We start from the raw sequence: 24,511 nt of genomic DNA, 5'->3' as shown, positions 1-24,511 counted from the left end.
TAATGAAAATGAAATATCGATTTAAAAATAAATTTTTAAGAAAATACAAATGAAGCATACGTTTTTTACAGTTCTAACTTTTTTTTTATCAATAATTAGTTATGGACAGCAAGAAATTAACCTTGCCGGAGAATGGCAAGTTAAATTAGACCCAAAAAATAAAGGAATTGAAGAGGGGTGGTTCAATGAATCGTCATTTTCTGATGTATTAAAGCTTCCAGGTTGTATACAAGAACAAGGGTACGGAAATATACCTGGTCCCGAAACACCTTGGTACGGTAATACGGAATGGGCAGGTACAGGCGGTCTTAATGGTTGGGGACCAGATTATTTAAGTAAATATAAGGAGCAAGGCGTATATAAAATGCAACATTTTCTGCAACCGGACCGACACTTTATTGGACCCGTTTGGTATATGCGAAATATTGAAGTGCCAGAATCTTGGAAAGGAAATCCTGTTATGGTTTCACTCGAACGTGTTCATTGGGTTTCTAAATTATGGCTTGATGGCAAAGAGGTTGGTGAAGCTACCAGTTTAGCAGCGCCTCACAAGTTTAATTTGGGGCAGTTAAAACCTGGTAAACATATAATCACATTACGAGTAGATAATTCTGAATATGTTCATATGGGTTACAATGCGCACTCAGTGTCAGAGCAAACAGCGGGTACTTGGAATGGTATTGTAGGCAATATAAAACTTGTCGCTCACCCAGATATTTGGATAGAAAGATTAACTGTATCTCCAAAACCCGTTGGAGGCATGTTAAAAGTTGGACTTTTGCTGGGGAAAACGAGTAACGCTAAAGGTAAGTGGGAACTCACTCTTGATGCTATTGGTGTAAGTGAAGGAAACGAGCACAATCCGAAAGCCCTTGTCATAAAAGGACGGGTAGATGATATTAATAATAATATGATGTATATTAATTATCCTATATCAGAAAATGCGCTGTTATGGGATGAATACGAACCCCATCTGTACCAAATGGAGGCAAAGGTAAAAATCAAAAAATCTATCGATTCACGAAAGCTAACATTTGGACTACGAGATATAAAAGCAGATGGCAAACATTTTAGTGTCAATGGATTTAAAACCTTTATGAGGGGCAATAATGACTGTGCAGTTATGCCAACAACAGGTTATGCACCCATGGATGTAGAGTCGTGGCGCAAAGTATGGCGTACCTACAAAGATTTTGGCATTAACCTAGCTCGTTTTCATTCTTGGACACCACCAAGTGCAGCTTTTGTAGCTGCCGATGAAATAGGCATCTACCTGGCCCCAGAAGTGGGAGAATGGGGGACAGTCAAAACAAAAGCTCAATTTAATTTTATGAGGGCTGAAGCAAAAAGAATTCTAGATGAATTTGGTCATCATCCAAGTTTTGTATTTATGGGACTTGGTAATGAATATGATGGCGACCACAAATTTTTCTCTGAAATAGTTGAGGAATGGAAAGCCTACGATAATTCTAAACTTTACATGGTTAAAGCGAATTCTTGGAGCCCTGAAGGAGCTGACTATCAAGTGCAGCGGGGTATTTGGCCAGAACGTAAAATTAAACTTCGTTACCAATTTGGATGGCCTCCAACGCCTAATCGTACCGAATATAACTTAACCCCGCCAAATACGTCTATCGATTGGCGCGAAGCAGCTTCCTCATTTAAAGTTCCTGTAATGTCACATGAAATTGCTCAAATTTGTACGTACCCCGATGTTGAAACCGAACTCAAAAAATATACGGGTTACCTTAAAGCGAACTACCTTGAAATTGCACTTGATCAACTAAAGGAACGCGGGATGTACGAACTTCTTCCTAAAATTGTAGAATCGTCTGGGAAGTGGCAGGTCGAATTAATTCGTGAATCCTTTGAAGCGGCCTATCGAACGCCGGGTATGGCAGGTTTTCAATGGCTTTCGCTAGCCGATTTTACTGGGCAAAGTAGTGCTCCAGTGGGTTTAACAGATCCTTTCTACGACCCACGTCCTTATGTTGATTTAGATTACGTACGTCGATGGAGTGCACCAACAGTACTCTTAGCACGCATGCCTAAACGCGTGTTGACTCAAAAAGAGATTTTAGAAGCAGACTTTGAAGTGACACACTTTAGCAAGGAAGAATTGATTTTAAATGATTTGGTTGCTACGCTGCGAACTAATGATGGGGTTTTATTGAAAACATGGAAACTGCCTGCAATGCGCTTTAAACAAGAAAGCGCTCAGCTTATTGCCTCTATAGATTTTCCACTTGCAGGTATAAATGCGCCGGAAAAATTAAACTTACAGCTTGAATCTAAAGCAAATAAGCTTATGAACGATTGGAATATTTGGGTTTACCCAGATAAACAAGTTGCGTTTTTTCCGAAAAATGTTCATGTAACTAAAGAATGGAACAAGGACACCCAAAAACGACTTGAATTAGGCGAAACCGTACTTTTATTACCTAAGATTGGTGATATGAGAGGTGATTTAGCTTCGTGTTTTACAAACCATTTCTGGACAGCCATAGGAGATCAAGGTGGTCAATCTTCAGCCTCAGGGATGTTACTTGATCCTAAACATCCATTATTTGAGTTATTTCCAACGGATGCGCATGTTAATTGGAACTGGTGGGATATTTTAAATAATGCGCAACCTATGATTTTAGATTCACATGATTCTAAAAATCCGTGGCCAAAAGCGTATCGTTCGTTAATTCAGCCCGTAGATTCGTGGAAAATGAATAAGAAGTTAGCTCTTGTAGCCGAGGCTAAAGTGGGAAAGGGAAAGTTGCTTATTTGTAGTATTGATATTGAAAATGATTTAGAAAACCGACCTGCGACACGACAGTTCCGTCAGAGTTTGATAAACTACTTGGTTTCTTCAGCATTCAATCCACAATGGGAAATAAAACCAGAAGCCATTGCTGAAGTGTTTGAAAAAGAATGCGGATCTACTAAAGAAATAGATTTTAAATCGAATGCACTGCCAATAGATAATTAAAACCAATATCGAAATTGATTCAATTAAAATATTTAAATAATTAGTATAATGAAAAATATAATATTAATAGTACTTATCATTTTTAATTCCTTGATAAGTAATGGTCAATCCGAACATGAAAAAGTAAATTATTTTTCCAATAATGCTTTTGGTAATCCTATTGTTGGTTATAACGGAGAATATTATAAAGGAGTAACCTATATAGCTTATCAGGGAGAAAAAGAAGATCCTTATGTGGTAGCTTACAATCACGAAAAAAAACAGTGGATAGGACCATATAAAGCAGGAACCAGTTTATTAGGAAAATCAAATAGTAAGAAAATTGATAATCATGGTAAACCTTCTTTGGTGGTAAATGGTGAAGGTTATATACATATTGTTTTTGGAGGTCATGGAGGTATTAAAGAATTTGGTGAAAATACTTTAGGAAATTACAATGGCGGGAAACAAATTCACGTTGTTTCCAAAAAACCTATGGATATATCCAATTGGGTTGAGGTAGATAATTTGACGCCATTTGCTACCTACAGTCAATTTTTAAAATTAGATAACGGGGATATTTATTTGTTCTATCGTCACGGAGCGCATCGCAGTAACTGGGTTTATCAAGTGTCGAAAGATAATTGCAAAACTTTTTCGCCTAAGGTATCAATCTTAAAAGCAAAACAAGCCAAACCTACTCCAGATTGTTCAGATGTATTTGATTCTTGGTATCCAAGTTTTGAGCGAGGTAAAGGAAACGAAATTTTGGTATCATATAATTATCACGTATGCAAAAATATGACACCTCATTACAGTGAGCGAAACAATTGTTATTATATGACCTTCGATACTGATAAAAATAAGTGGTACAATGTTAAAGGAAAGGAATTAAAACTACCATTAACCAAGGAATATTCGGATGTGATGACCTTGGCAATTAACACTTCCGACAAATGGGTTCAAGATGGTGCTACTTGTTTAAACAGTTCCGGTTTTCCGCATCTTAGTTTCTATCAAGGTGAAGCGGATGGCACTCCTCATGGTGGACCAAAACAACTCATGAATTATATTTATACAGGTAAAGAATGGACTGGAGGTGCTACCAACTTACCAAGTTCAGCCAGAGGAGAAATGAAAGTAACTTCATCAAAAGACATTCAATTTTTAATTGGTTACAACCAAGGAAAATCTGGCGAAGTAGCTTGGTGGAACAGTACTAAAAACTTAAATGAGTTTGCTAAAAAGCAAGTGCTCATCAACGAAGAAGGTGGAACTTTTACCTTGGCTAATTTTATTCGAAATGCACATCCAGATGCTAAAATGGTAACCACTCAAAAAATTAAGGGTACAGATTATTCAAGAATTTTTTTACTAGGAGATAAAGGCCCGGTTAAACGCTTAAAAACGGAAGCTGAGGTTTTGAAATTACAATGATTTTTTGATAGCTAACTAAAGTATCTTTTCATGAAATTAAAAAAAGTATGTAGCTTTTTAATAGTAACACTATTTGTGTTTGGTTGTGCTGCACAGAATAAATCAGCCGAGTTTAAGTCAATCAGTAAATCAAAAGATTGGAATTTAGTTTTCAATGATAAATGTACTGACGATTGGACTAAAAACTGGACTTTGGATGGGTTGGTTGCTACAGTAAAAAACACAAAAAAAGGGATGCATTTTTCGGCTGGACCAGAACCTGAAAATGATGCCCACCATGCTGTTTTGTGGACAAAAGAATCGTTTGCCGGCGATATTAAAATTGAGTTCGATTTTATCCGAACCGACACGGCAAATAAGTATGTTAATCTTTTATATATTCAGGCTACGGGCATTGGTGAAGCTGAGTTTGATAAAGATATAATGAAATGGAGTAAATTCAGAGAAGTTCCGGCTATGAAAAAGTATTTTGAAAACATGAATCTTTTGCACATTAGTTATGCCGCTTTTGGAAATAATGGCGATGGTTTTTATTATACAAGAGCACGCAGGTATCCCAAAATGCAAAATAAAGCGTTCAATTTAACTGAAATTGTGCCCTCTTACGATAATAAAGGTTTTATCAAAACAGGTCAAAAGTATCATATTACCGCTATTAAATCAGGTCAAATGTTGTTTTTTAAGATTGAAAGTGCCGACGGAGATGAATTATTTACTTGGGATTTGTCTAAGGTAGCTCAAGTTAACGAAGGAAGAATCGGTTTAAGGCAAATGTACACACGTTCCTCTATATATAAGAATTTTAAGGTTTACACTAAACAATACTAATTAAAAATGAAAAAAATCAACTTATTAATAATCGCTGCAACCTTTTTGGTTGCATTTACAACTAAAAATGAAGTTAAACCTCCAAAAAAAGAGGAAATAAAGCAATCATTACCAAACATTGTATTCATTTTATCCGATGATCAGGCTTGGACCGACTATGGTTTTATGGGTGATAAAAATATTGAAACCCCAAGATTAGATAAATTTGCATCAGAAAGTTTAACCTTCAAGCGAGGGTATGTGCCAACACCCTTGTGTTCGCCTTCTTTAGCTACAATAATTACGGGTTTATATCCAAAAGATCATGGTATTTTAGGCAATGATAAGGTCTATGAGCGTGGGAATATCGGCGGAAATGAAAGAGCAGAAGCGTATAAACCTGTTATTTCTTCCTTTGAAAAACAAACAACGCTTCCAGATATGCTTAAAGAAAAAGGGTATTTATCCTTTCAAACGGGGAAATGGTGGCATGGTAACCACAAAATTGGAGGATTTGATTATGGCATGACCCACGGCGACCCAAAGCGTGGTGGACGTCACGGTGATTTCGGTCTTCAAATTGGTCGAAAAGGACTCGATACCATCAATAGTTATGTTGATTTAGCTTTGAGAGAAAAAAAACCATTCTTTTTGTGGTACGCGCCATTTTTACCACATCAACCCCATACGCCACCTCAAGAATTGTTAGAGAAATATATGAAAAAAACAACATCAGAGCACTTAGCTAAATATTGGGCCATGTGTGAGTGGTTTGATCAAACCTGCGGACAGTTATTCGATTTATTTGAGGAAAAGGGACTTACAGAGAACACCTTATTTGTGTATGTGTGCGATAATGGTTGGGTTCAAGAACCGAATAAAGATACCTACGTAAAAACATCGAAAAGAGCCCCATATGATTTAGGAATACGCACACCCATTATGTATAAGTGGAAAGGTAAAATATCACCTAAAATTAACAATGAAACCTTTGTGAGTAGTATCGATATGATACCAACGGTACTCGATATTTTAGATATTAAGCAACCTGCGAACTTACCAGGAATAAGCGTTTTAGATACTGAAAAGTTAAATAAAAGAAAAGGTTTTTTTGGAGAGGTTTATGCTCATGATTTTGACACTAAAGAAAATAGTCTGTATTATAATATGGCCATTTTTCCGCCATATAAAATAATAGTTCCTGATCCTGTTCGAAAGGCCGATGAAAAAGTACAACTATTTAATATTAGCACAGATCCTTTTGAGCAAAAGAATATTGCAGCTAGCAATCCGAAAATAGTTAAAGATTTAACTGATAAAATTGTAAAATTTAGAACAAAATAAGTGATTGAAATTGTTTTGTCGGAATGATTTGGTCTGATTTATTGGAGTGAAAAAAATTAGCTGATTGAAAATTAAAATGAAATGCAATGCAACGATGCCAATTTTTATAGCTACCAATCTTTAAAAGTCTGGTATTATCTCACTTATAACTAATTTTTTAAATAGAAGAAATGTAAATTTATGTATGATTATTCCTCTCGAATTTAAATGATGAGTGTTTGGTTTATAGAAAGATTGGTGGTGTAGTCTGGCAACTTTTGTTTAACCTTTTGGTGCCTTTCTATAATCTCTAGGAGATACACCTATGGTTTTAGTGAAAATTCTAGAAAAGTAATACGGGTCGTTATACCCAACGTTACAGCCAATGTGTTTGATTTTTAATGGTGTATTATCTAATAATTGGCATGCTTTTTGAATGCGTAATCGAATTAAATAATCTAAAGGCGATTGCCCTGTTTTTTTCTTAAATAATAAAGAATACTGTGAGATTGATAAATTTGAACCTTGAGCTAAATCTAATAAAGTTAGGGTGTTTTCCATTCTTTTTTTCATGTATTGAATGGACTGTAAAATAACATCCGATTCATCACGTTTTTTGACTTGTCTATATTGATCTAAAAATTTAAAAGAAGCCAAAAAGTGCATAAGACAAACATTTGCATATTGGATGTTATCTGGCGTAAAACCCATTTCAAGATTTTGAAACATCTCTTCAAATAGTTCAATTCTATTGTCAATTCTATCAATATTTGAGGGCATTATCGTTTCTGGATTTTTGGTTAATTGGGAATAGTCATGCGATAATTCTCCTAAAAAATGAATCCAATAAATACTCCATGGATTTTGTTTGTTGCTTCCGTAACTATGCGGTATATTTTTTGGAATAATGAAATACTGATTTTTATTTACATCAAACCGTTTTCCATTTACAGATATCCATCCACTTCCTTCTATACAATAAATAATAATGTGTTGTTTACAACCGTCTTTTCGCTTTCTATAATGCTCTGAGGCACGTGGGTAAAAACCGATGTCGGTAATATACAGCATCGAATTTAGAGGATGCTTTAAAGATTTCCGAAGTTCAAAATTCGGGATTGAAACACTTTTGTTTAATTCCAAAAATCAGGATTTTTAAGTTCAACGCTAGGTCTAAATATAATAAAATAGTCCATCTTTATAGATAATAATCTATTTTTTTTATGAATGTTACCTCGTATTTTCGTATGGACTGTTCTTGGTGATTTTTTCTCAATAAGATTGAAACTCTAAAAAATATTTTAGTGAAATGAGCATGACTCAAAATTTGGTCGAACACACGAATGATGATATATGACTCGAGCATTTGCGAACTGGCGAAGCAATTGCATATAACCGAAAAAAAACAATAAATATCAACATATGAAAATTAACACAAAATATATTTACATGATATCCATGGTTTCGGCCATGGGCGGATTGTTATTTGGTTACGATTGGGTTGTTATTGGAGGTGCTAAGCCGTTTTATGAACAATTTTTTCACATATCAAATAATCCAAGTATGCAGGGTTGGGCAATGAGTAGTGCGCTTTTGGGTTGTTTGGTTGGCGCAGCAATGTCGGGAATGTTAAGTGATAAATATGGTAGAAAGTTATTGTTAATTATTTCAGCCTTCTTATTTACTTTATCTGCTGTTGGAACCGGAGCAACTTCAAATTTTTCAATCTTTATTGTTTACAGAATTATTGGTGGGATTGGTATAGGTTTAGCCTCTAATTTATCACCCATGTATATTGCAGAAATTGCGCCTGCCAATATGCGTGGTCGTCTTGTTTCACTCAATCAATTAACCATCGTTATTGGCATCTTAGCTGCACAACTCGTAAACTGGCAACTGGCCGAAGCAGTTCCAGAGGGATTTAGTAGTGAAGAAATTTTGAATTCTTGGAATGGACAAACGGGATGGCGCTATATGTTTTGGGCAGAAACCATTCCAGCTATGTTCTTTTTTATTTTGATGTTCTTGGTGCCTGAAAGCCCTCGTTGGTTAGCAAAAAATGGAACAAGAAGTAGTGTGGAAGGCATTTTAACAAAAATAGGAGGAAGAGATTATGCATCCAATGAATATGAGAATATTATAAAAAGTCTTAATACAGATACTAATAAAGTTGCTGTTTCCATGCTTAATGAAAGGAAAATTAGGCCTATTTTGGTTTTAGGTGTTGTATTGGCAGTTTTTCAGCAATGGTGTGGCATCAATGTTATTTTTAATTATGCCGAAGAAATTTTTAAGGCAGCGGGCTTTGGTGTTTCAGATATCCTTTTCAATATTGTTATTACAGGAGCCATAAATTTGATATTTACTTTTGTAGCGATTTATACGGTTGATAAATTAGGAAGGCGAAAATTAATGTTATTTGGTTCTTTGGGGCTTTCCATAATCTATCTTTTGGTTGGAGGGGCATACTACTATAATATCTCGGGAACCATTTTATTAATACTAGTATTATTAGCGATAGCAACTTATGCGATGTCGTTAGCCCCAATAGTTTGGGTTATTATTTCAGAGATTTTTCCAAATAAAATTCGTGGTATGGCTATGGCAATTGCAACATTAGCACTTTGGTCGGCCTGTTTTGTTCTCACCTATACCTTTCCATTATTAAATAGCACATTGGGTGCAGCAGGCACATTTTGGTTGTATGGTGCTATCTGCTTTTTTGGGTGGGTGTTTGTATTTAGAAAACTTCCTGAAACCAAAGGAAAATCCTTAGAAGAAATTGAAAATGAAATCATTAAATAATTAAGGTTAATTAATATGATTGAGTCTGTAAGAGCTTGGAAAGAGAATGTAGTAATTCCTACTTATGAAATTGGAGTTCCTGAGAAAAATCCCATATTTTTAGAAAAAAGGGTTTATCAAGGTAGTAGCGGGTCTGTTTACCCACATCCAGTAATTGAAAAAATAAGTGATGAAAAAGTAGATAAAATATGGAATGCCATTTTTATTGAAAATAAGTACATAAAAATAATGGTTTTACCTGAGCTTGGTGGCCGTATTCAAATGGCGTATGACAAAATAAAAAAGCGCCACTTTGTATACTATAATCAAGTAATTAAACCTGCTCTTGTAGGGCTTACTGGTCCTTGGATCTCTGGGGGTATCGAATTCAATTGGCCTCAACATCACCGTCCATCAACTTACGATCCTGTAGATTCCTTAATTGAAGAAAATCAAGATGGTAGTGTAACTGTTTGGTGTAGTGAAGTAGAACGTATGTTTCGTACCAAAGGGATGGCAGGATTTACTTTGTATCCAGATAAAGCTTATTTAGAAATTAAAGTAAAATTGTTTAACAGAACTCCGCATCCCCAAACTTTTTTATGGTGGGCTAACCCTGCTGTTGCGGTAAACGACCATTATCAATCAGTATTTCCACCGGATGTTAATGCTGTTTTTGATCATGGAAAGCGAGATGTTTCCGATTTTCCAATTGCAACTGGAACCTACTATAAAATGGATTATTCGCCAGGAACTGATATTTCTAGATATAAAAACATTCCAGTTCCTACATCATACATGGCCATTAAGTCAGAGTACAATTTTGTGGGAGGTTATGAAAATGATACTAGAGGAGGCTTACTTCACGTTGCTGATCATCATCAATCACCAGGAAAAAAACAATGGACATGGGGGAATGGTGATTTTGGCTATGCATGGGATCGAAATTTAACAGATGAAGATGGACCGTATATTGAATTAATGTGTGGTGTTTATACTGATAATCAGCCTGATTTTAGTTGGTTGCAACCCTATGAAGAAAAGAGTTTTAAACAATATTTTATGCCATATCGTGACTTAGGTGTTGTTAAAAATGCTACTAAAGACGCCATGTTGAACTTGACTATAGAAAATGACAAGTTATTACTTAAAATATATACAACCTCTGAATATAAAAAGGCAAAGGTTGTAGTCCTGTCAAAAGATAAAACCGTTTTTGAAGAAATTGTAGATTTTTCTCCCGAGATGAGTTTTGAAAAAGAAGTGGTTGGAGATATTGATTTTGAGGATATTTATGTTAAGTTAACCAATCAGGAAAATGTTGTTTTGGTAGATTGGCATAAAAAAAAGGAGGAGCAAAATCCCATCCCAGATCCAGCTAAGCCAGCTAAAGATCCAGAAGAAATTGAGTCTATAGAACAGCTTTATTTAAGAGGATTGCATTTAGAGCAATATCGACATGCTACTTACAACCCAACCGACTATTATCTAGAGGCTTTAAAAAGAGAGCCTTCAGATATGCGTAATAACAACGCCATGGGATTGTGGTACTTGAAAAGGGGGCAATTAACAAAAGCAGAACCTTTTTTTAGAAAAGCCATTGAAACGTTAACAGAGCGAAATCCCAATCCTTATGATGGCGAACCACTCTATAATTTAGGTCTGTGTTTGTGGTTTCAAAATAAAATAACTGAAGCGTATGATTATTTTTTTAAATCTACCTGGAATGGCGCTTGGCAAGATAGTGGATTCTTTCATTGTGCACAGATTGACACCTTAAATGGAAACTTTAATAGGGCTCTCGAAATTATTGATCGCTCATTATGGAAAAATTGGCAGAACCAAAAGGCAAGACATTTAAAAATTGTCCTTTTACGTAAAACAAATCAAACGCAAAAGGCATTAGATTTAATTCAGGAGTCATTAATGTTTGATCCCTTTAATTTTGGAGTTATTAACGAAAAATATCTTTTGCTTAATGATGAACGAATGCTTCAAGAGCTAAAAGATTTAATGAGAGGTTATGTACATAATTACATAGAATTTTCTTTAGATTATGCCGCTGCTGGATGTTATCAAGAGGCTTTGGATTTCATCAACTTATATTTTCAAGAAGCCCAAAACGTGTATCCTATGGCTCAATATTTTAAAGGCAATTATTTATTGCAATTAGGAGAAGTAGATGAGGCCCAAAATAATTTTAACTTAGCATCTAATTTGACTCCCGATTATTGTTTTCCTCACCGTTTAGAAGAATTGATAGTGCTCAAAAAAGCGGTTGAAATGAATCCATCAGATGTAAAGGCATGGTATTATTTAGGCAATTATTGGTATGGTGCAAGGCAGCATACAGATGCCATTTTTTGCTGGGAAAAATCAAAAGAGATTGATGATACATTTCCAACAGTACATCGCAATCTAGCGTTGGGTTACTATAATAAACAGCGTAATGCTAACAAAGCAAAATCAGCATTGGAGAGGGCGTTTGAGTTGAATCCTAATGATGCTCGGGTTTTAATGGAATTGGACCAATTGTACAAGAAATTAAATATTGAGCCTGCCATTCGATTGGCAATTTTAGAAAAACATCCTGATTTGGTCGATTTTAGAGATGATTTGTATTTGGAGCATGTAACATTGTTGAATTTTCTTGGCGAAGAGGAAAAGGCATTAAATTTAATTATGAAGCGTCAATTTCACCCCTGGGAAGGTGGAGAAGGAAAAGTTCCTGGGCAATATTTATACAGTCATGTCGCGTTAGCTAAAAAAAGCATTGCAGAAGGTGAATATCAAAAAGCAATTAATCATTTAAATGAAACATATCATTATCCGCATAATTTAGGTGAGGGTAAAATTTATGGTGCTCAAGAAAACGACTTCAATTTTTGGTTAGGGTGCGCGTATGAAGGATTTGGTGAGAAAGAACAAGCCGTTTTAGCTTGGGAAAAGGCTTCTACAGGTTTGTCTGAACCAGTTGCTGCAATGTATTACAATGATCAGCAACCAGATAAAATTTTCTATCAAGGCTTAGCTTTAATTAAATTGAACCGTAAAACAGAAGCTCACGAACGTTTCAATAAATTATTGGAGTTTGGTAAAAAGCAATTACAAATACCCTTTAAAATGGATTATTTTGCAGTATCGCTTCCAGACTTATTGATTTTTGAAGATGATTTGCAATTGCGTCATGAGGAATATTGTCATTATTTGATTGGGTTAGGGCATTTAGGTTTGGGTCATATCGAAAAAGCTAAAAAAACATTCGAACTCATCCTAAAACAAAATGCATATCATATAGGGGCCTATACGCATTTAAACTATTGTAATCAATGCCATTTCACCTCATGTGAATAAAAATAAAATGATTAATTAAATACCTATTAAACGATGATAAGGCTATTAATATGTTGTTTTTTTTGTTTGAAAATATCAGCACAAACTTTAAATGTTAAGGATTTAAAATGCGAAGGACAAACAAATCCTGTAGGAATTACTAAAACACATCCCAGTTTTAGTTGGACTTTTGTAGGTGATAGTGTAAGTACCGAACAAGGTGGCTTTCGAATTATGATGGCTACAAGTATTGAAAAACTTCAATATCCAGATTTGTGGGATACAGGTCCAACAAGTAAATCTGAAACAGGACCATATGAATATCTTGGAGAGCCTTTAAAATCAGGGCAAAAAGTATATTGGAGAGTAACGGTTTGGGGAAATAATAGAGGGGTTAAACATAGTGAGCCTGCTTGGTTTGTAATGGGAGATATTAAAAACCCCGAAAAATCTTTTGTTCCACCCGTTTTTGAACAAAAAAAGGGAGTTGTAAAAATCACTTTAAACCCAAAAGATAATGGTAGAGTTTTTGAAGGTATTGGAGGCGTTAGTGCGGGTGCCTCTACCGATTTATTATATGACTATAAAGACCCATATCGTAGTCAAATTCTTGATTTATTATTCAAGCCTAAATTTGGCGCTGGATTTCAACACCTAAAAGTTGAAATGGGAGGTGGTGAAAATTCGACCTGTGGCTCTGAACCCTCGCATGCTATTACTAGAGAGGAACTTAAAAGTCCAGTATCTAGAGGGTATGAATTTTGGTTTATGAAAGAAGCCAAAAATCGTAATCATGATATGATTTTAGAATACTTACCATGGAGCTTTCCAGGGTATTTAAAGCCAAATATTTTCACCAAAGAGTCTGCGGAATATTTTGTAGCATTTTTGGATGTGGCCAAAAGAGATTGGGATTTGGATATTGATTGGGTAGCCGCCGCTGAAAATGAAAACTATACAGACAGAGATTGGCTTGTTAATGACGTGCGCCCCTTGCTTAATGCCAGAGGTTATAAAGATGTGAAAATTCAAGGACCAGATGATAATAGTGGCGATTGGCAAATTTTTGAAGAATTCGAAAAAGACCCTGAATTTAACAAGGTAATTGAAGCAGCGGGCTATCATTATGTAACAGGTCGAGAATTTAATGAAAATATGGTAGATGGCAGAGGACGACCAACAACTGATAAGGCTAAAGCATCGGGAAAACCGCTTTGGGCTAGTGAAGATTGGAGCTGGACAGGTAAAGACTGGGGTGGAGCAGGGGCACTCAATCTAGCACGTTTATACAACAAATTTTACATTCGAGATAAAATTACCAAAACCCTCATTTGGGCACCTATTGGCTCAATATACGAATCGGTTACTTGGGATAAGGCAGGTGCTATGAAGGCTAACAGTCCTTGGAGCGGATATTACGAAGTATGGCCTACTATTTGGGCAACGGCACATACCACACAATTTGCAGAATCTAACAAATGGCAGTATTTGGATAAAGCTTGTGGCTTGTTTGATGCCACTACCTACAAAGGAAGTTGTGTTAGTTTAAAAGAAAAAAACAGCGATAATTGGAGTATGATTGTTTGTACTGAGAAGGCTGAGACCTTAGAAGTTAAGATTGAAAAAGGCTTGTCGGACAAAACGGTTACAGTTTGGAAATCAGATGAAAATAATCAGTTTATTCAACAAAAAAGCATCAGTCCTAAAAACGGAAAGTTTGTAATAAATCTTGACGCTAAGTGCATCTATTCATTGACTACCACTACAGGTCAGCAAAAAGGGCATTATACAATTCCTAATGAAACGGCTTTTCCATTTCCTTATAGTGAAGATTATGAAGACCGAAAAGCAGGGGATTTACCTAAATACCATTCAGACCAGACAGGGAGTTTTGAAATTGCCAAAAAAGAAGATGGAACAAATTGTTTGAAACAAATTAATCCCGAACAAGGGTACGACTGGATGCGTGTCTACCGTCAATCGAATATTAAACCCAATACCTTAGTGGGGGACATCAATTGGAAGGATTTTACCTGTAGCGTAGATGTATTCATCGATGGTGGTGATGTTGAATTAGGAGGAAGAGTGCAAGGCAGTTATTTAAAAGGACATCGCTTGATGCTTGAAAAAAATGGAAACTGGAAACTGGTTTTCGATAAAACAACCTTGGCTTCGGGTAGTATTCAAAATTTTGACGGAAATATTTGGCACAATATAAAACTTAGTTTTAAAGAAAGAGAGATTAAAGCATTTGTGGATAATCAATTCTTAAGCGAAGTAAATCACAAAAATGGTAACGGATATGTGATGTTAGGAAGTTCTTATAATATTAATCTTTTTGATAACCTAAAAGTTTACAAAGAATAGTATCTTGCATCTTATGCAACGACGCCAATTTATACAATTATCAACCTTTGCCAGTTTGGGACTATCCCTTTCTGGCTGTGGTTTTTTTAAAAGTAATCATAGAGATTTTTATAATAGCCATTCTTATGAATTTAAAACGCTAGTCTTCGAGTTGTTAAAAGATTGGTGCGACGGGATGCTCAAAACACAAATTTTAAATCCTTCAAATCCTAAATTACACGGTCTGTTGGATTGTCCCGCCTGCGACCATCATCATCCTCGTAGTATGGATGCTGTATATCCTTTATTTTTTATGGCAAAAGCTACGGGAGATAAAAAGTATAGCGAGGCTGGAATTGCTGCATTTGCGTGGGGAGCAAACGTGACTCGGGATGATGGAGCATGGACGAATGAATTAAATCCAAAATCTTGGGATGGTACAACGGTTTTTGGCGCCATTGCCTTAGCTGAAACTTTAAAATATCACGGTGATTTACTTGATGATGAAAAACGTCTCCAATGGTATAAACGCTTAGAATTAGCAGCAGATTTTGTTTATAATCGTTTTCCAGTTATAGGTAATGCCAATATCAATTATGGAGCAACAACGATATATGCATTAAACTTAATAGGGAAACTTATTGATAAGCCCGAATATGTTAAGCGAAGTAAAGATTTGGCAAACCAAATAAAAAGTTTTTTTACCACCCCAAATGCTTTTTTATATGGCGAAAAACAAGGCCCAGATAAAACCATTAAAAGTCCAAAAGGATTATTTGCTATTGATTTGGGGTATAATTTAGAAGAGTCATTAAATAGTTTGGTATTGTATGCTTTGGAAGAACAGGATGAAGAATTATTAGCATTGGTAAAAAAATCTTTAGAAACACACCTTGAGTTTATAATTCCCGATGGAGGCTTAGATAACAGTTTTGGAAATAGAATGTACAAATGGAGTTATTGGGGAAGCCGAACAAGCGATGGGATGCAACCAGCATTTGGTTTCATGGCAAAGTATAATCCCGCTTTTGGAACTGCTGCTTTTAAAAATACCGAACTGTTAAAGCAATGTACACATAACGGATTATTACACGGTGGTTTACAATATAATTCACACAATGTTAAACCATGTGTCCATCATACCTTTGAACATGCAAAGCCTTTAGCATTCTTGTTGGATCATTGGGAAAGTTTACCTGAAATTAGCAACAAAACGCCACTTCCTAGAGCAATTGCTGACGGGCTTAAATATTATAAAGAATTAGATGTAACCTTATTTGCTCGGGCTGATTGGCGTGGAACGGTCTCTGCCTATGATGCTGAATATAATTTACAAAATGATTGCAGGCAGGCTACTGGAGCTTCTCTTTCACTATTATATCATAATAAAGTTGGGTTGCTTTGTACTGCAAGTATGGCTGTTTATAAACTGCAAGAAGCCGATAATCAACAACCTGCTCCTGGGCAGGATATTGCACTAACACCTCGAATTGAAACTTTTGTAAACAATGCTTGGTACACCAACCTCTTTGATTTGGAAGCAACCTATAGTTCATCTGATGAAAATGAGCAAATAACGTGTAATGCAAAGGTTCAGTTGAAAAACGAATCCAGAAAAATAGTTCCTGAAACGGCTTCAAATTTTAACTTGTTTTATAACTGTTCTAATCAATTTTTGGAGATTATAGCCCATACTTCTGAGGAAATTAAACATATAACATCGTTTGTTTTACCTATTGTATCTCCAACTGGAGAATTTGTAGAACAATTAACAACCAATGAAATAAAAATTATAAAGCCCAATGGCATTGTAAAAATTAGCTCTTCTGTACCTTTGCAAATAAAAAAAACAGCCAAAGGCAGAACCTTTAATATGGTGCCAGGGGTTGAAGCGATTCCTATCATTGTCAATTTTGATAATGACAAACGGGAAGTTCGAATAAAAATTGAAGTCTTATAATGAATTTAAATAAAGTAAATATAAAAATGAAACAAATCATAATTGGGATTTTATTGTCATTATCAGCATTAAGTTATGCCAATGAACCCCTGATTCAAAACCCACAGTCGCGTAAAAGTTTTTCGCTTAACGGACACTGGAATTATATTATTGACATGTATGAAACGGGTTACTACAATTATCGCATGGAACCACATGATAATACCGAAAATCCTGGGGCATCGGCTTTTTTCCTAAATCAAAAACCTAAGAGTAAACGAGACCGCGTAGAATATAATTTTGATTCGGCTCCAACTTTATTGGTGCCAGGTGATTGGAATTCGCAAAAAGAGAATTTGTTATACTACGAAGGTACTATTTGGTATAAAAAATCCTTTGATGTCGAGAATTATGATAGAGCAAAACGGTACTTTTTGCATTTTGGTGCCGTTAATTACCGCGCCGATGTCTATCTGAATGGGAAAAAATTAGGAACGCATAAAGGCGGATTTACACCTTTTAATTTCGAAATGACGCATTTGCTTAAAGATAAAAACAATTTTGTAATTGTAAAAGTCGATAACAAAAGAGCTGCCGATGAAGTCCCAACCCTAAATACCGATTGGTGGAATTATGGTGGAATTACAAGAGATGTTACCGTTTTAGAAGTAAGTAGCACATTTATAGAAGACTATAGTCTGCAATTGGATAAGGAAAATAATAAGTTACTAAATGGCTTTATCCGTTTAAATGGCGATGCAAAAGCTTTTTCAAAGGTAAATGTCAGCATTCCCGAATTAAAATTGACCAAAGAATTTACTGCCGATGCCAATGGTTTTGTGAAATTTCAAATACCAGTTAAAAAAATAGATTATTGGAGTGATTTAAATCCAAAACTCTATGAGGTTATTTTTTCTTCCATTAGTGACCAAGTAATTGATGCTATTGGTTTTCGTCAAATTAAAACATCAGGTGGTGACATTCTTTTGAATGGAAAAAAAATATTCTTAAAAGGAATCAGTATTCATGAGGAAAATGTGATGCGTGGTGGTCGAGCCTATTCTATGGAAGATGCAACGATACTTTTAGGTTGGGCAAAAGAACTGGGTTGTAATTATGTTCGCTTAGCACATTACCCACACAATGAGAATATGGTGCGTTTGGCTGATAAAATGGGAATCTTGGTATGGGAAGAAAACCCAGTGTATTGGACCATACAATGGGAAAATCTAGAGACCTATTCGAAAGCAGAACAACAATTGAAAGAAGTAATTAGCAGAGACAAAAACCGCGCCTCAGTCATCATTTGGTCCATGGCAAATGAAACACCGCAGTCTGAAGAGCGCCTGTCTTTTTTAACCAAGCTCGCTAAAACAACCCGTGAAATGGATAACACACGTTTAATAAGTGCAGCGCTTGAAGACCACGGGAAAAAGGAGAATAGCAACATCATGATTGTTGAGGATAAATTTGCCCATGTTGTGGATGTATTGAGTTTTAACCAATATTACGGTTGGTATGGCGGCGACATTGATAATATAAAAAATATCAGATGGGAAATTGATATCAATAAGCCGGTCATCATTTCCGAATTTGGCGCAGGTGCATTACAAGGATTTCATGCCGACAATTTAACTGTTTGGAGTGAAGAACATCAGGAACTTTTGTACCAAGAAACACTACCTACTCTGGCAAAAATTCCTAATTTGGCAGGTATTACCCCTTGGATATTAACTGATTTTCGTTCTCCTCGCCGTACATTGATTCCATATCAAAACGGATACAATAGAAAAGGATTAATCTCGGAAACAGGCAATCGAAAAAAAGCGTTTTATACACTCCAAAAGTTTTATCAGCAAATTCAGAAGTAATCGTAGTATTATTGAAAAGAATTCAATTTAAGTATAAATTGATTTTATATGTATACCTAACAGTACGGGATAGAAGTTTTATAAACTTAAAATAAATTTGATTCTTGTTTTAAGTATAGGGTGTGACTCTTCCGTAAGTTAATTTAATCTGAGTTAAGTTTTTAAAATAAAACATTATATATGAAGAATTTATTATTAATAGCAGTTTTATCAATTGGTTTGTTTGCTTTTGCTCAGCCTAGTAAGAAGAGGCCTAACATCCTTTTTATAGCTGTTGATGATTTAAGGCCTGAAATGAATTTTTACGGCGCCAATCATATCCAATCTCCCAATTTAGATAAACTTGCTGGCGAAAGTTTGGTTTTTAATAGAGCCTACTGTAACGTTCCTGTTTGTGGTGCTTCTAGAGCAAGTTTGCTTACAGGTTCGAGGCCAACACGTTATCGCTTTTTAGATGCTAGAACAGAGAAAGACATAGATGCTCCAGATGCGGTATCGTTACCTTTACTATTAAAACAAAATGGATATACCACCATTTCAAACGGTAAAATTTATCATAGTGGTAAGGACGACATGGCTGCATGGGATTCTAAATGGTTTCCTAAAGGAAGTGTTAGAGATTATCAATTACCAGAACATGTAAAACAAAGCATGGAAGCTGGTTACGGCGTACCTACTGAAATGGCAGATGTTGGAGATGACGCTTATTTTGATGGTAAAATAGCCGAAAAAGGAATAGAAGACTTGCAAAAACTTAAAAATGGAAACCAACCATTTTTTTTGGCACTTGGTTTTATGAAACCACATTTGCCATTTAATGCTCCAAAAAAATATTGGGATTTGTATGATAGAAGTAAAATTGAACTTCCTAAAAGCTATATGCAACCAAAATCTACGCCAAAAGAGGCCTTTCATAAATTTGGAGAATTGCGTAAATATCATAATGTTCCTAAAAATGGCGATTTACCAGAAGATTTGGCAAAAGAATTGATTCATGGTTATTATGCTTGCGTTAGTTATGTTGATGCGCAAATAGGTTTGGTTCTGGATGAGTTGAAGCGTTTAGAACTAGAGGATGATACCATCGTTATTTTATGGGGAGACCATGGCTGGAATTTAGGCGACCACAAATTATGGTGTAAACACGTTACGTTTGAAACAGCTTTGAGAACACCATTAATTATTAAAGTTCCAGGTAAAACCAGCGGGCAACATACGGAGGCTATAACCGAATACATAGATATTTACCCAAGTTTAGCAGAATTAGTTGGGTTGAATATTCCAGCAACTGTTGAAGGACAAAGTTTTGTGCCAGTAATAAACGGACAGTCTCAACAAAAAGACTGGGCAGTATCTAAATTTGGGGATGCCGTAACACTAATTAAAGGCGATTTGTTTTATACCGAATGGGTTAAGGATGATGGTATTGCTTATGCTCGAATGCTTTTTGATCATAAAACCGACCCATTAGAACTGGATAATTTAGCTGAAAAACCAGCCTATAAAAACACGGTAAAGGAATTAGCGGCAGAATTAAGAGCAAAATGGGGAAAGGATTTTCTAAAAAAGAAGTAATGGCAGATGTTATTCATAAAATTGAATCCCAAAATTGAAATCAAGAACAGATACTGCTCAATAAAAATTTAAACGTTATATCAATAATACAATGAAAAAAATAGTTTTCTCGTTTATTGTTTTAATAAGTATTACAAGTTGCAAAAGTCAACAACTGGCTATTGAAACCAACATTAAAAAATCGGATAAACAATATTCAGTACTGCTGGATTCAGCATATATGGTCAATAAAATACCTCGAAGCCTTGATGAGCATGGCAATATTGATTGGGTGAAACACAATATGGATTGGACCGAAGGATTTTTTCCGGGTGTATGCTGGAAATTATATGAAAGCACTAAAGATGAGAAATGGAAAAAAGCAGCCGACTATTTTCAAAACCAATTTATTGAGGCAAAAGACGTAAATACCACGCACGATCTAGGTTTTATGTTTTATTGCTCCTTTGGTGAAGGTTATAAACTAACAAAGGATGAAAAATATAAGCAAGTAGTGATTGATGCTTCTAATGCTTTAATTTCAAGATTCGAACCCAAAGTGGGCTGTATTAAAAGTTGGGATTTTGGAAAAGATAAATGGACTTTTCCAGTTATTATTGATAACATGCTCAATCTTGAAATGTTATTTGAAGCCTCAATTTTAACAGGCGACGAAAAATATCGAAACGTAGCTATAAGTCATGCAGATGTTACTTTAAAAAATCATTTCAGAAAAGATTATAGTACATGGCACGTGGTAGATTACAATCCAAAAGACGGAACTGTTTTTAAAAAACTAACCCATCAAGGAATTGCAGATGACAGCCGATGGGCGAGAGGACAAGGTTGGGCTTTATACGGTTACACCATGTGTTACCGTTATACAAAAGACCCAAAGTATTTAGAACAAGCCAAAAATGTGGCCAAATTAGTTACGGCTAATTTATCGGATGATTATGTGCCTGTTTGGGATTTTGATGTAAAAGACCCAAAAATCATGTATAAAGATGCGTCTGCAGGAGCGCTATATGCTTCAGCTTTTATCGAATTGTATCAATATATAAATAATCCCCAGTATAAAAATCTTGCCACAAAAATTCTTACTTCTTTGAGTTCTGATAAATATTTTTCAAAATATGGAGAAAATAAAGGGTTTTTGTTAATGCATAGTGTAGGTAATTTTCCTAAGAATGGTGAAATTGATGTGCCTATTAATTATGCCGATTATTATTACTTAGAGGCACTATTACGATTGAAAAAATTAAATAAATAAACGATGAATATACGATTATATAGGCCATTTTTTTTTCTAGTTATCTTTGTTTTTTTAGTAGGATGTAAAAGCAAACAATTAGATAAAGAGATCATTGTAGATTCAAAACCCAACATCATTTTTATTCTTGCAGACGATTTGGGGTATGGAGATGTGGGCTTTAATGGTCAGACTAAAATTAAAACGCCAAATATAGACCAATTGGCAGCCAATGGAATGGTTTTTACCAATCACTACAGTGGTTCACCAGTATGCGGACCATCACGCGCTGTGTTAATGACAGGAAAACACACGGGGCATTGTACGGTACGTGGTAATCCTAAATGGACAGCAAGTGGTAAGCCTGTGGATTTGGAATCTAAAGATGTAACCGTAGCTGAAGAACTAAAACGGGCAGGTTATACCACAGGAATTATTGGTAAGTGGGGTTTGGCTGAAAATTTAAACGAGGGTTTACCCAATAAACAAGGATTTGATTATTTCTACGGGTTTAATCAGCACTCACCAGCGCATCATTATTACCCAGAAAGAATATTTGAAAATGATAAAGTGTTCAAACTGGAAGGTAATGATCCTCAAAACAAAAAAGGACAGCATATCCAGTACTTAATGACTGAAAAAGCAACAAACTTTATTAATAAAAATTATAAAAAACCTTTTTTCCTTTATTTGGCCTATACTATTCCGCATTTTGAATTAACTATTCTTGAAAAAGAAAAGGAACAATATACTAATTTAGGTTGGCCAAAGCGCAAGATGGTTCCTGGACATTACCGTCACGACGAAGATGGACATACCACTTATGCAGCTATGGTGTCTACTATGGACAGGCATATTGGTGACTTAATAAAACAACTAAAAGAATTAGGAATAGCCGAAAACACCTTAGTTGTTTTTACCAGTGATAATGGTCATGAATACGACGACTTAAAGAATGAGTTTTTTAATAGTAATGGCGATTTTAAAGGGCATAAGCGAGATTTATACGAAGGCGGTATTCGCATGCCATTTGTAGCCTATTGGCCAAATAAAATTAAAGCAAGCTCAAAAACAGATCATATCTCAGCATTTTGGGATTTCTTACCTACGGCTTGTGAATTGGCAGGAATAAAACCAAGTAATAAGGTAGATGGTATTTCTTATGTGCCAACCCTTTTAGGTAACAATAAAAAACAAGAAAAACATGATTACCTATATTGGGAGTTTAATGAAAGTGCTGGTCCAATTCAAGCTGTTAGAAAAGACAATTGGAAAGCCGTAAAATTCAAAAATAAACCGATTGAGCTTTACGACTTAAGTGTGGATATTGGCGAGAAGAACAATTTGGCTGAAAAATATCCAGAAAAATCAAAAGAATTACTTTATTGGATAAAAAATTCACGTACTGAGCATCCTGAATTTCCTTTGGAAAAAAAGGCTTCAAGTAAAGAATAATCAATTTAAAAGGCATTAATAAAAATGAGAAAAGTTCAAATTATATGTGCTGTTTTTTTTGTAGTAATAAGCTCATTAAACGCACAATCTAAAGATAAAACTAAGCCCAATATCTTAATTATAAATATTGATGATATGGGGTGGAAAGATGTCGGTTTTATGGGAAGTGAATATTATGAAACTCCTAATATTGATGCTTTGGCGCAACAAGGTATGGTATTTACCAATGGTTATGCTGCCTCAGCAAACTGTGCTCCAAGTAGAGCTTGTTTGATGACTGGGTTATGGACACCACGTCACGGTATTTATACCGTAAACTCTTCTGAAAGAGGTAAGTCACAAGACCGTAAACTCATTCCAACCCCGAATACAACAATTTTAGCACCAACCCACAATATTATTCCGAAAGTTTTAAAAAGTAATGGTTATACAACCTGTCATGCTGGAAAATGGCATTTGAGTCATAATCCTTTAGAATATGGTTTTGATGTAAATATAGGAGGAAGTCATGCAGGTGCTCCTCAAAGTTATTATCCACCTTATAAAAATGTCAAACTAGAAAAAGGGGATAGCGATTATTTAACCGATTTGGTAATGGAGAACGCCATAAAGTTTGTAGACACCATTGCGCAACCATTCTTTCTGTATTATTCGCCTTATGCGGTGCACACGCCAATTATGCCAGTAAAAAGTTTATTGGATAAATACAAAAAGAAGCCAGGTTCGAACGGTCAAGATAATCCTGAGTATGCTACGATGGTTGAAAATCTGGATAGAAATATAGGTTTACTTGTTAAAAAGCTCAAGGAAAAGAATCTATTCGATAATACGTTAATTGTGTTTACTTCAGACAATGGAGGCGTGTACGGTATTACCAAACAAAAACCACTAAGAGCAGGAAAGGGAAGTTATTACGAAGGCGGAATAAGAGAACCTTTTTTCTTTGTATTTAGTGATAAAATTAAACCAAATACTCAAAGCGATGTACCTATAACCAATCTGGATATTTTTCCAACAATATTAGAATTCGCAGGGATAAAGAACACTGGTTTAACATTAGATGGTAATACACTATCTGCTGTTTTAGAAGGAAAAACAGAATCTTTAAAACGCTCCTTGTTCTGGCATTTTCCCATATATTTAGAAGCCTATAATCAAAAGGATAATGAAAATAGAGACCCTTTATTTCGTACACGTCCTGGTTCCGTAATTCGCAAAGGAAACTGGAAATTACATTACTATTTTGAAGATAATGGCGTTGAACTATATAACCTATCTAAAGATATAGGTGAACAAATAAATGTTGCAAAAGAAAACCCTAAGAAACGAGAAGAGTTGTTAGGAATTCTTAAAAATTGGTGGAAACAAACGAATGCGCCTTTACCTACTATGATTAATCCAAAATATATTAATTAAATTTAGTAGTAGTTTTTCTAGTAACGAAAAAATAA

At 35.3% G+C, this 24,511-nt stretch carries 14 protein-coding genes; 13 read left to right on the top strand and 1 reads right to left on the bottom strand.

Annotated features, from left to right (window positions below; translation table 11 throughout):
* Positions 1-49 precede the first annotated feature (49 nt).
* Genes AW14_RS13130 through AW14_RS13115 form a run of 4 tightly spaced genes read left to right on the top strand, consistent with a single transcriptional unit; the run spans position 50 to position 6,547 of the window.
* Positions 50-2,980, top strand: a complete 2,931-nt coding sequence (locus AW14_RS13130; RefSeq protein WP_044639219.1) for a sugar-binding domain-containing protein — start codon at positions 50-52, stop codon at positions 2,978-2,980.
* A 48-nt stretch (positions 2,981-3,028) separates the two neighbouring features.
* On the top strand, positions 3,029-4,396 hold the full coding sequence (locus AW14_RS13125) for a BNR-4 repeat-containing protein (RefSeq protein WP_044639218.1): 1,368 nt from the start codon (positions 3,029-3,031) through the stop codon (positions 4,394-4,396).
* A 30-nt stretch (positions 4,397-4,426) separates the two neighbouring features.
* Complete coding sequence (locus AW14_RS13120; RefSeq protein ID WP_044639217.1) at positions 4,427-5,224, top strand: DUF1961 family protein; 798 nt, start codon at positions 4,427-4,429, stop codon at positions 5,222-5,224.
* A gap of 6 nt (positions 5,225-5,230) precedes the next feature.
* Entirely contained in the window at positions 5,231-6,547 is a 1,317-nt protein-coding gene (locus AW14_RS13115; protein ID WP_044639216.1) for a sulfatase-like hydrolase/transferase, read from the top strand.
* A 261-nt stretch (positions 6,548-6,808) separates the two neighbouring features.
* Here AW14_RS13115 and AW14_RS13110 read toward each other — a convergent pair whose 3' ends face one another.
* Positions 6,809-7,669, bottom strand: coding sequence for a helix-turn-helix domain-containing protein (locus tag AW14_RS13110; protein WP_044639215.1), 861 nt, complete (start codon positions 7,667-7,669; stop codon positions 6,809-6,811).
* Between the two features lie 279 nt (positions 7,670-7,948).
* On the opposite strand from AW14_RS13110, the gene AW14_RS13105 reads away from it, so the two are divergent.
* The 9 genes from AW14_RS13105 (at position 7,949) to AW14_RS13065 (ending at position 24,476) form a co-directional block, all read left to right on the top strand.
* Positions 7,949-9,331 (top strand): sugar porter family MFS transporter, encoded by a 1,383-nt coding sequence (locus AW14_RS13105; protein ID WP_044639214.1) that lies wholly within the window; start codon positions 7,949-7,951, stop codon positions 9,329-9,331.
* A gap of 15 nt (positions 9,332-9,346) precedes the next feature.
* On the top strand, positions 9,347-12,664 hold the full coding sequence (locus AW14_RS13100; protein WP_044639213.1) for a DUF5107 domain-containing protein: 3,318 nt from the start codon (positions 9,347-9,349) through the stop codon (positions 12,662-12,664).
* A gap of 66 nt (positions 12,665-12,730) precedes the next feature.
* On the top strand, positions 12,731-15,010 hold the full coding sequence (locus AW14_RS13095) for a glycoside hydrolase family 78 protein (RefSeq protein WP_044639212.1): 2,280 nt from the start codon (positions 12,731-12,733) through the stop codon (positions 15,008-15,010).
* 13 nt (positions 15,011-15,023) lie between these two features.
* Entirely contained in the window at positions 15,024-16,949 is a 1,926-nt protein-coding gene (locus AW14_RS13090) for a hypothetical protein (protein ID WP_044639211.1), read from the top strand.
* Between the two features lie 26 nt (positions 16,950-16,975).
* Positions 16,976-18,799 carry a glycoside hydrolase family 2 protein gene (locus tag AW14_RS13085; RefSeq protein WP_044639668.1) on the top strand — a complete coding sequence of 608 codons (1,824 nt, stop codon included), beginning with the start codon at positions 16,976-16,978 and terminating at the stop codon, positions 18,797-18,799.
* A 180-nt stretch (positions 18,800-18,979) separates the two neighbouring features.
* The gene (locus AW14_RS13080) at positions 18,980-20,374 is read left to right on the top strand and encodes a sulfatase (protein ID WP_044639210.1); all 1,395 of its coding nucleotides are present in this window, start codon (positions 18,980-18,982) and stop codon (positions 20,372-20,374) included.
* A 91-nt stretch (positions 20,375-20,465) separates the two neighbouring features.
* On the top strand, positions 20,466-21,626 hold the full coding sequence (locus tag AW14_RS13075) for a glycoside hydrolase family 88 protein (protein WP_044639209.1): 1,161 nt from the start codon (positions 20,466-20,468) through the stop codon (positions 21,624-21,626).
* A gap of 3 nt (positions 21,627-21,629) precedes the next feature.
* On the top strand, positions 21,630-23,060 hold the full coding sequence (locus AW14_RS13070) for an arylsulfatase (RefSeq protein ID WP_052647517.1): 1,431 nt from the start codon (positions 21,630-21,632) through the stop codon (positions 23,058-23,060).
* A gap of 24 nt (positions 23,061-23,084) precedes the next feature.
* Positions 23,085-24,476: a sulfatase gene (locus tag AW14_RS13065; RefSeq protein WP_044639208.1), complete on the top strand. Its 1,392-nt coding sequence runs from the start codon at positions 23,085-23,087 to the stop codon at positions 24,474-24,476.
* Positions 24,477-24,511 lie beyond the last annotated feature (35 nt).

It is taken from the genome of Siansivirga zeaxanthinifaciens CC-SAMT-1, from assembly GCF_000941055.1.
Classification (GTDB): Bacteria; Bacteroidota; Bacteroidia; order Flavobacteriales; family Flavobacteriaceae; genus Siansivirga; species Siansivirga zeaxanthinifaciens.
Note: the sequence above shows the minus strand (reverse complement) of the source record. Positions and strands in the feature narration are given on the sequence as shown.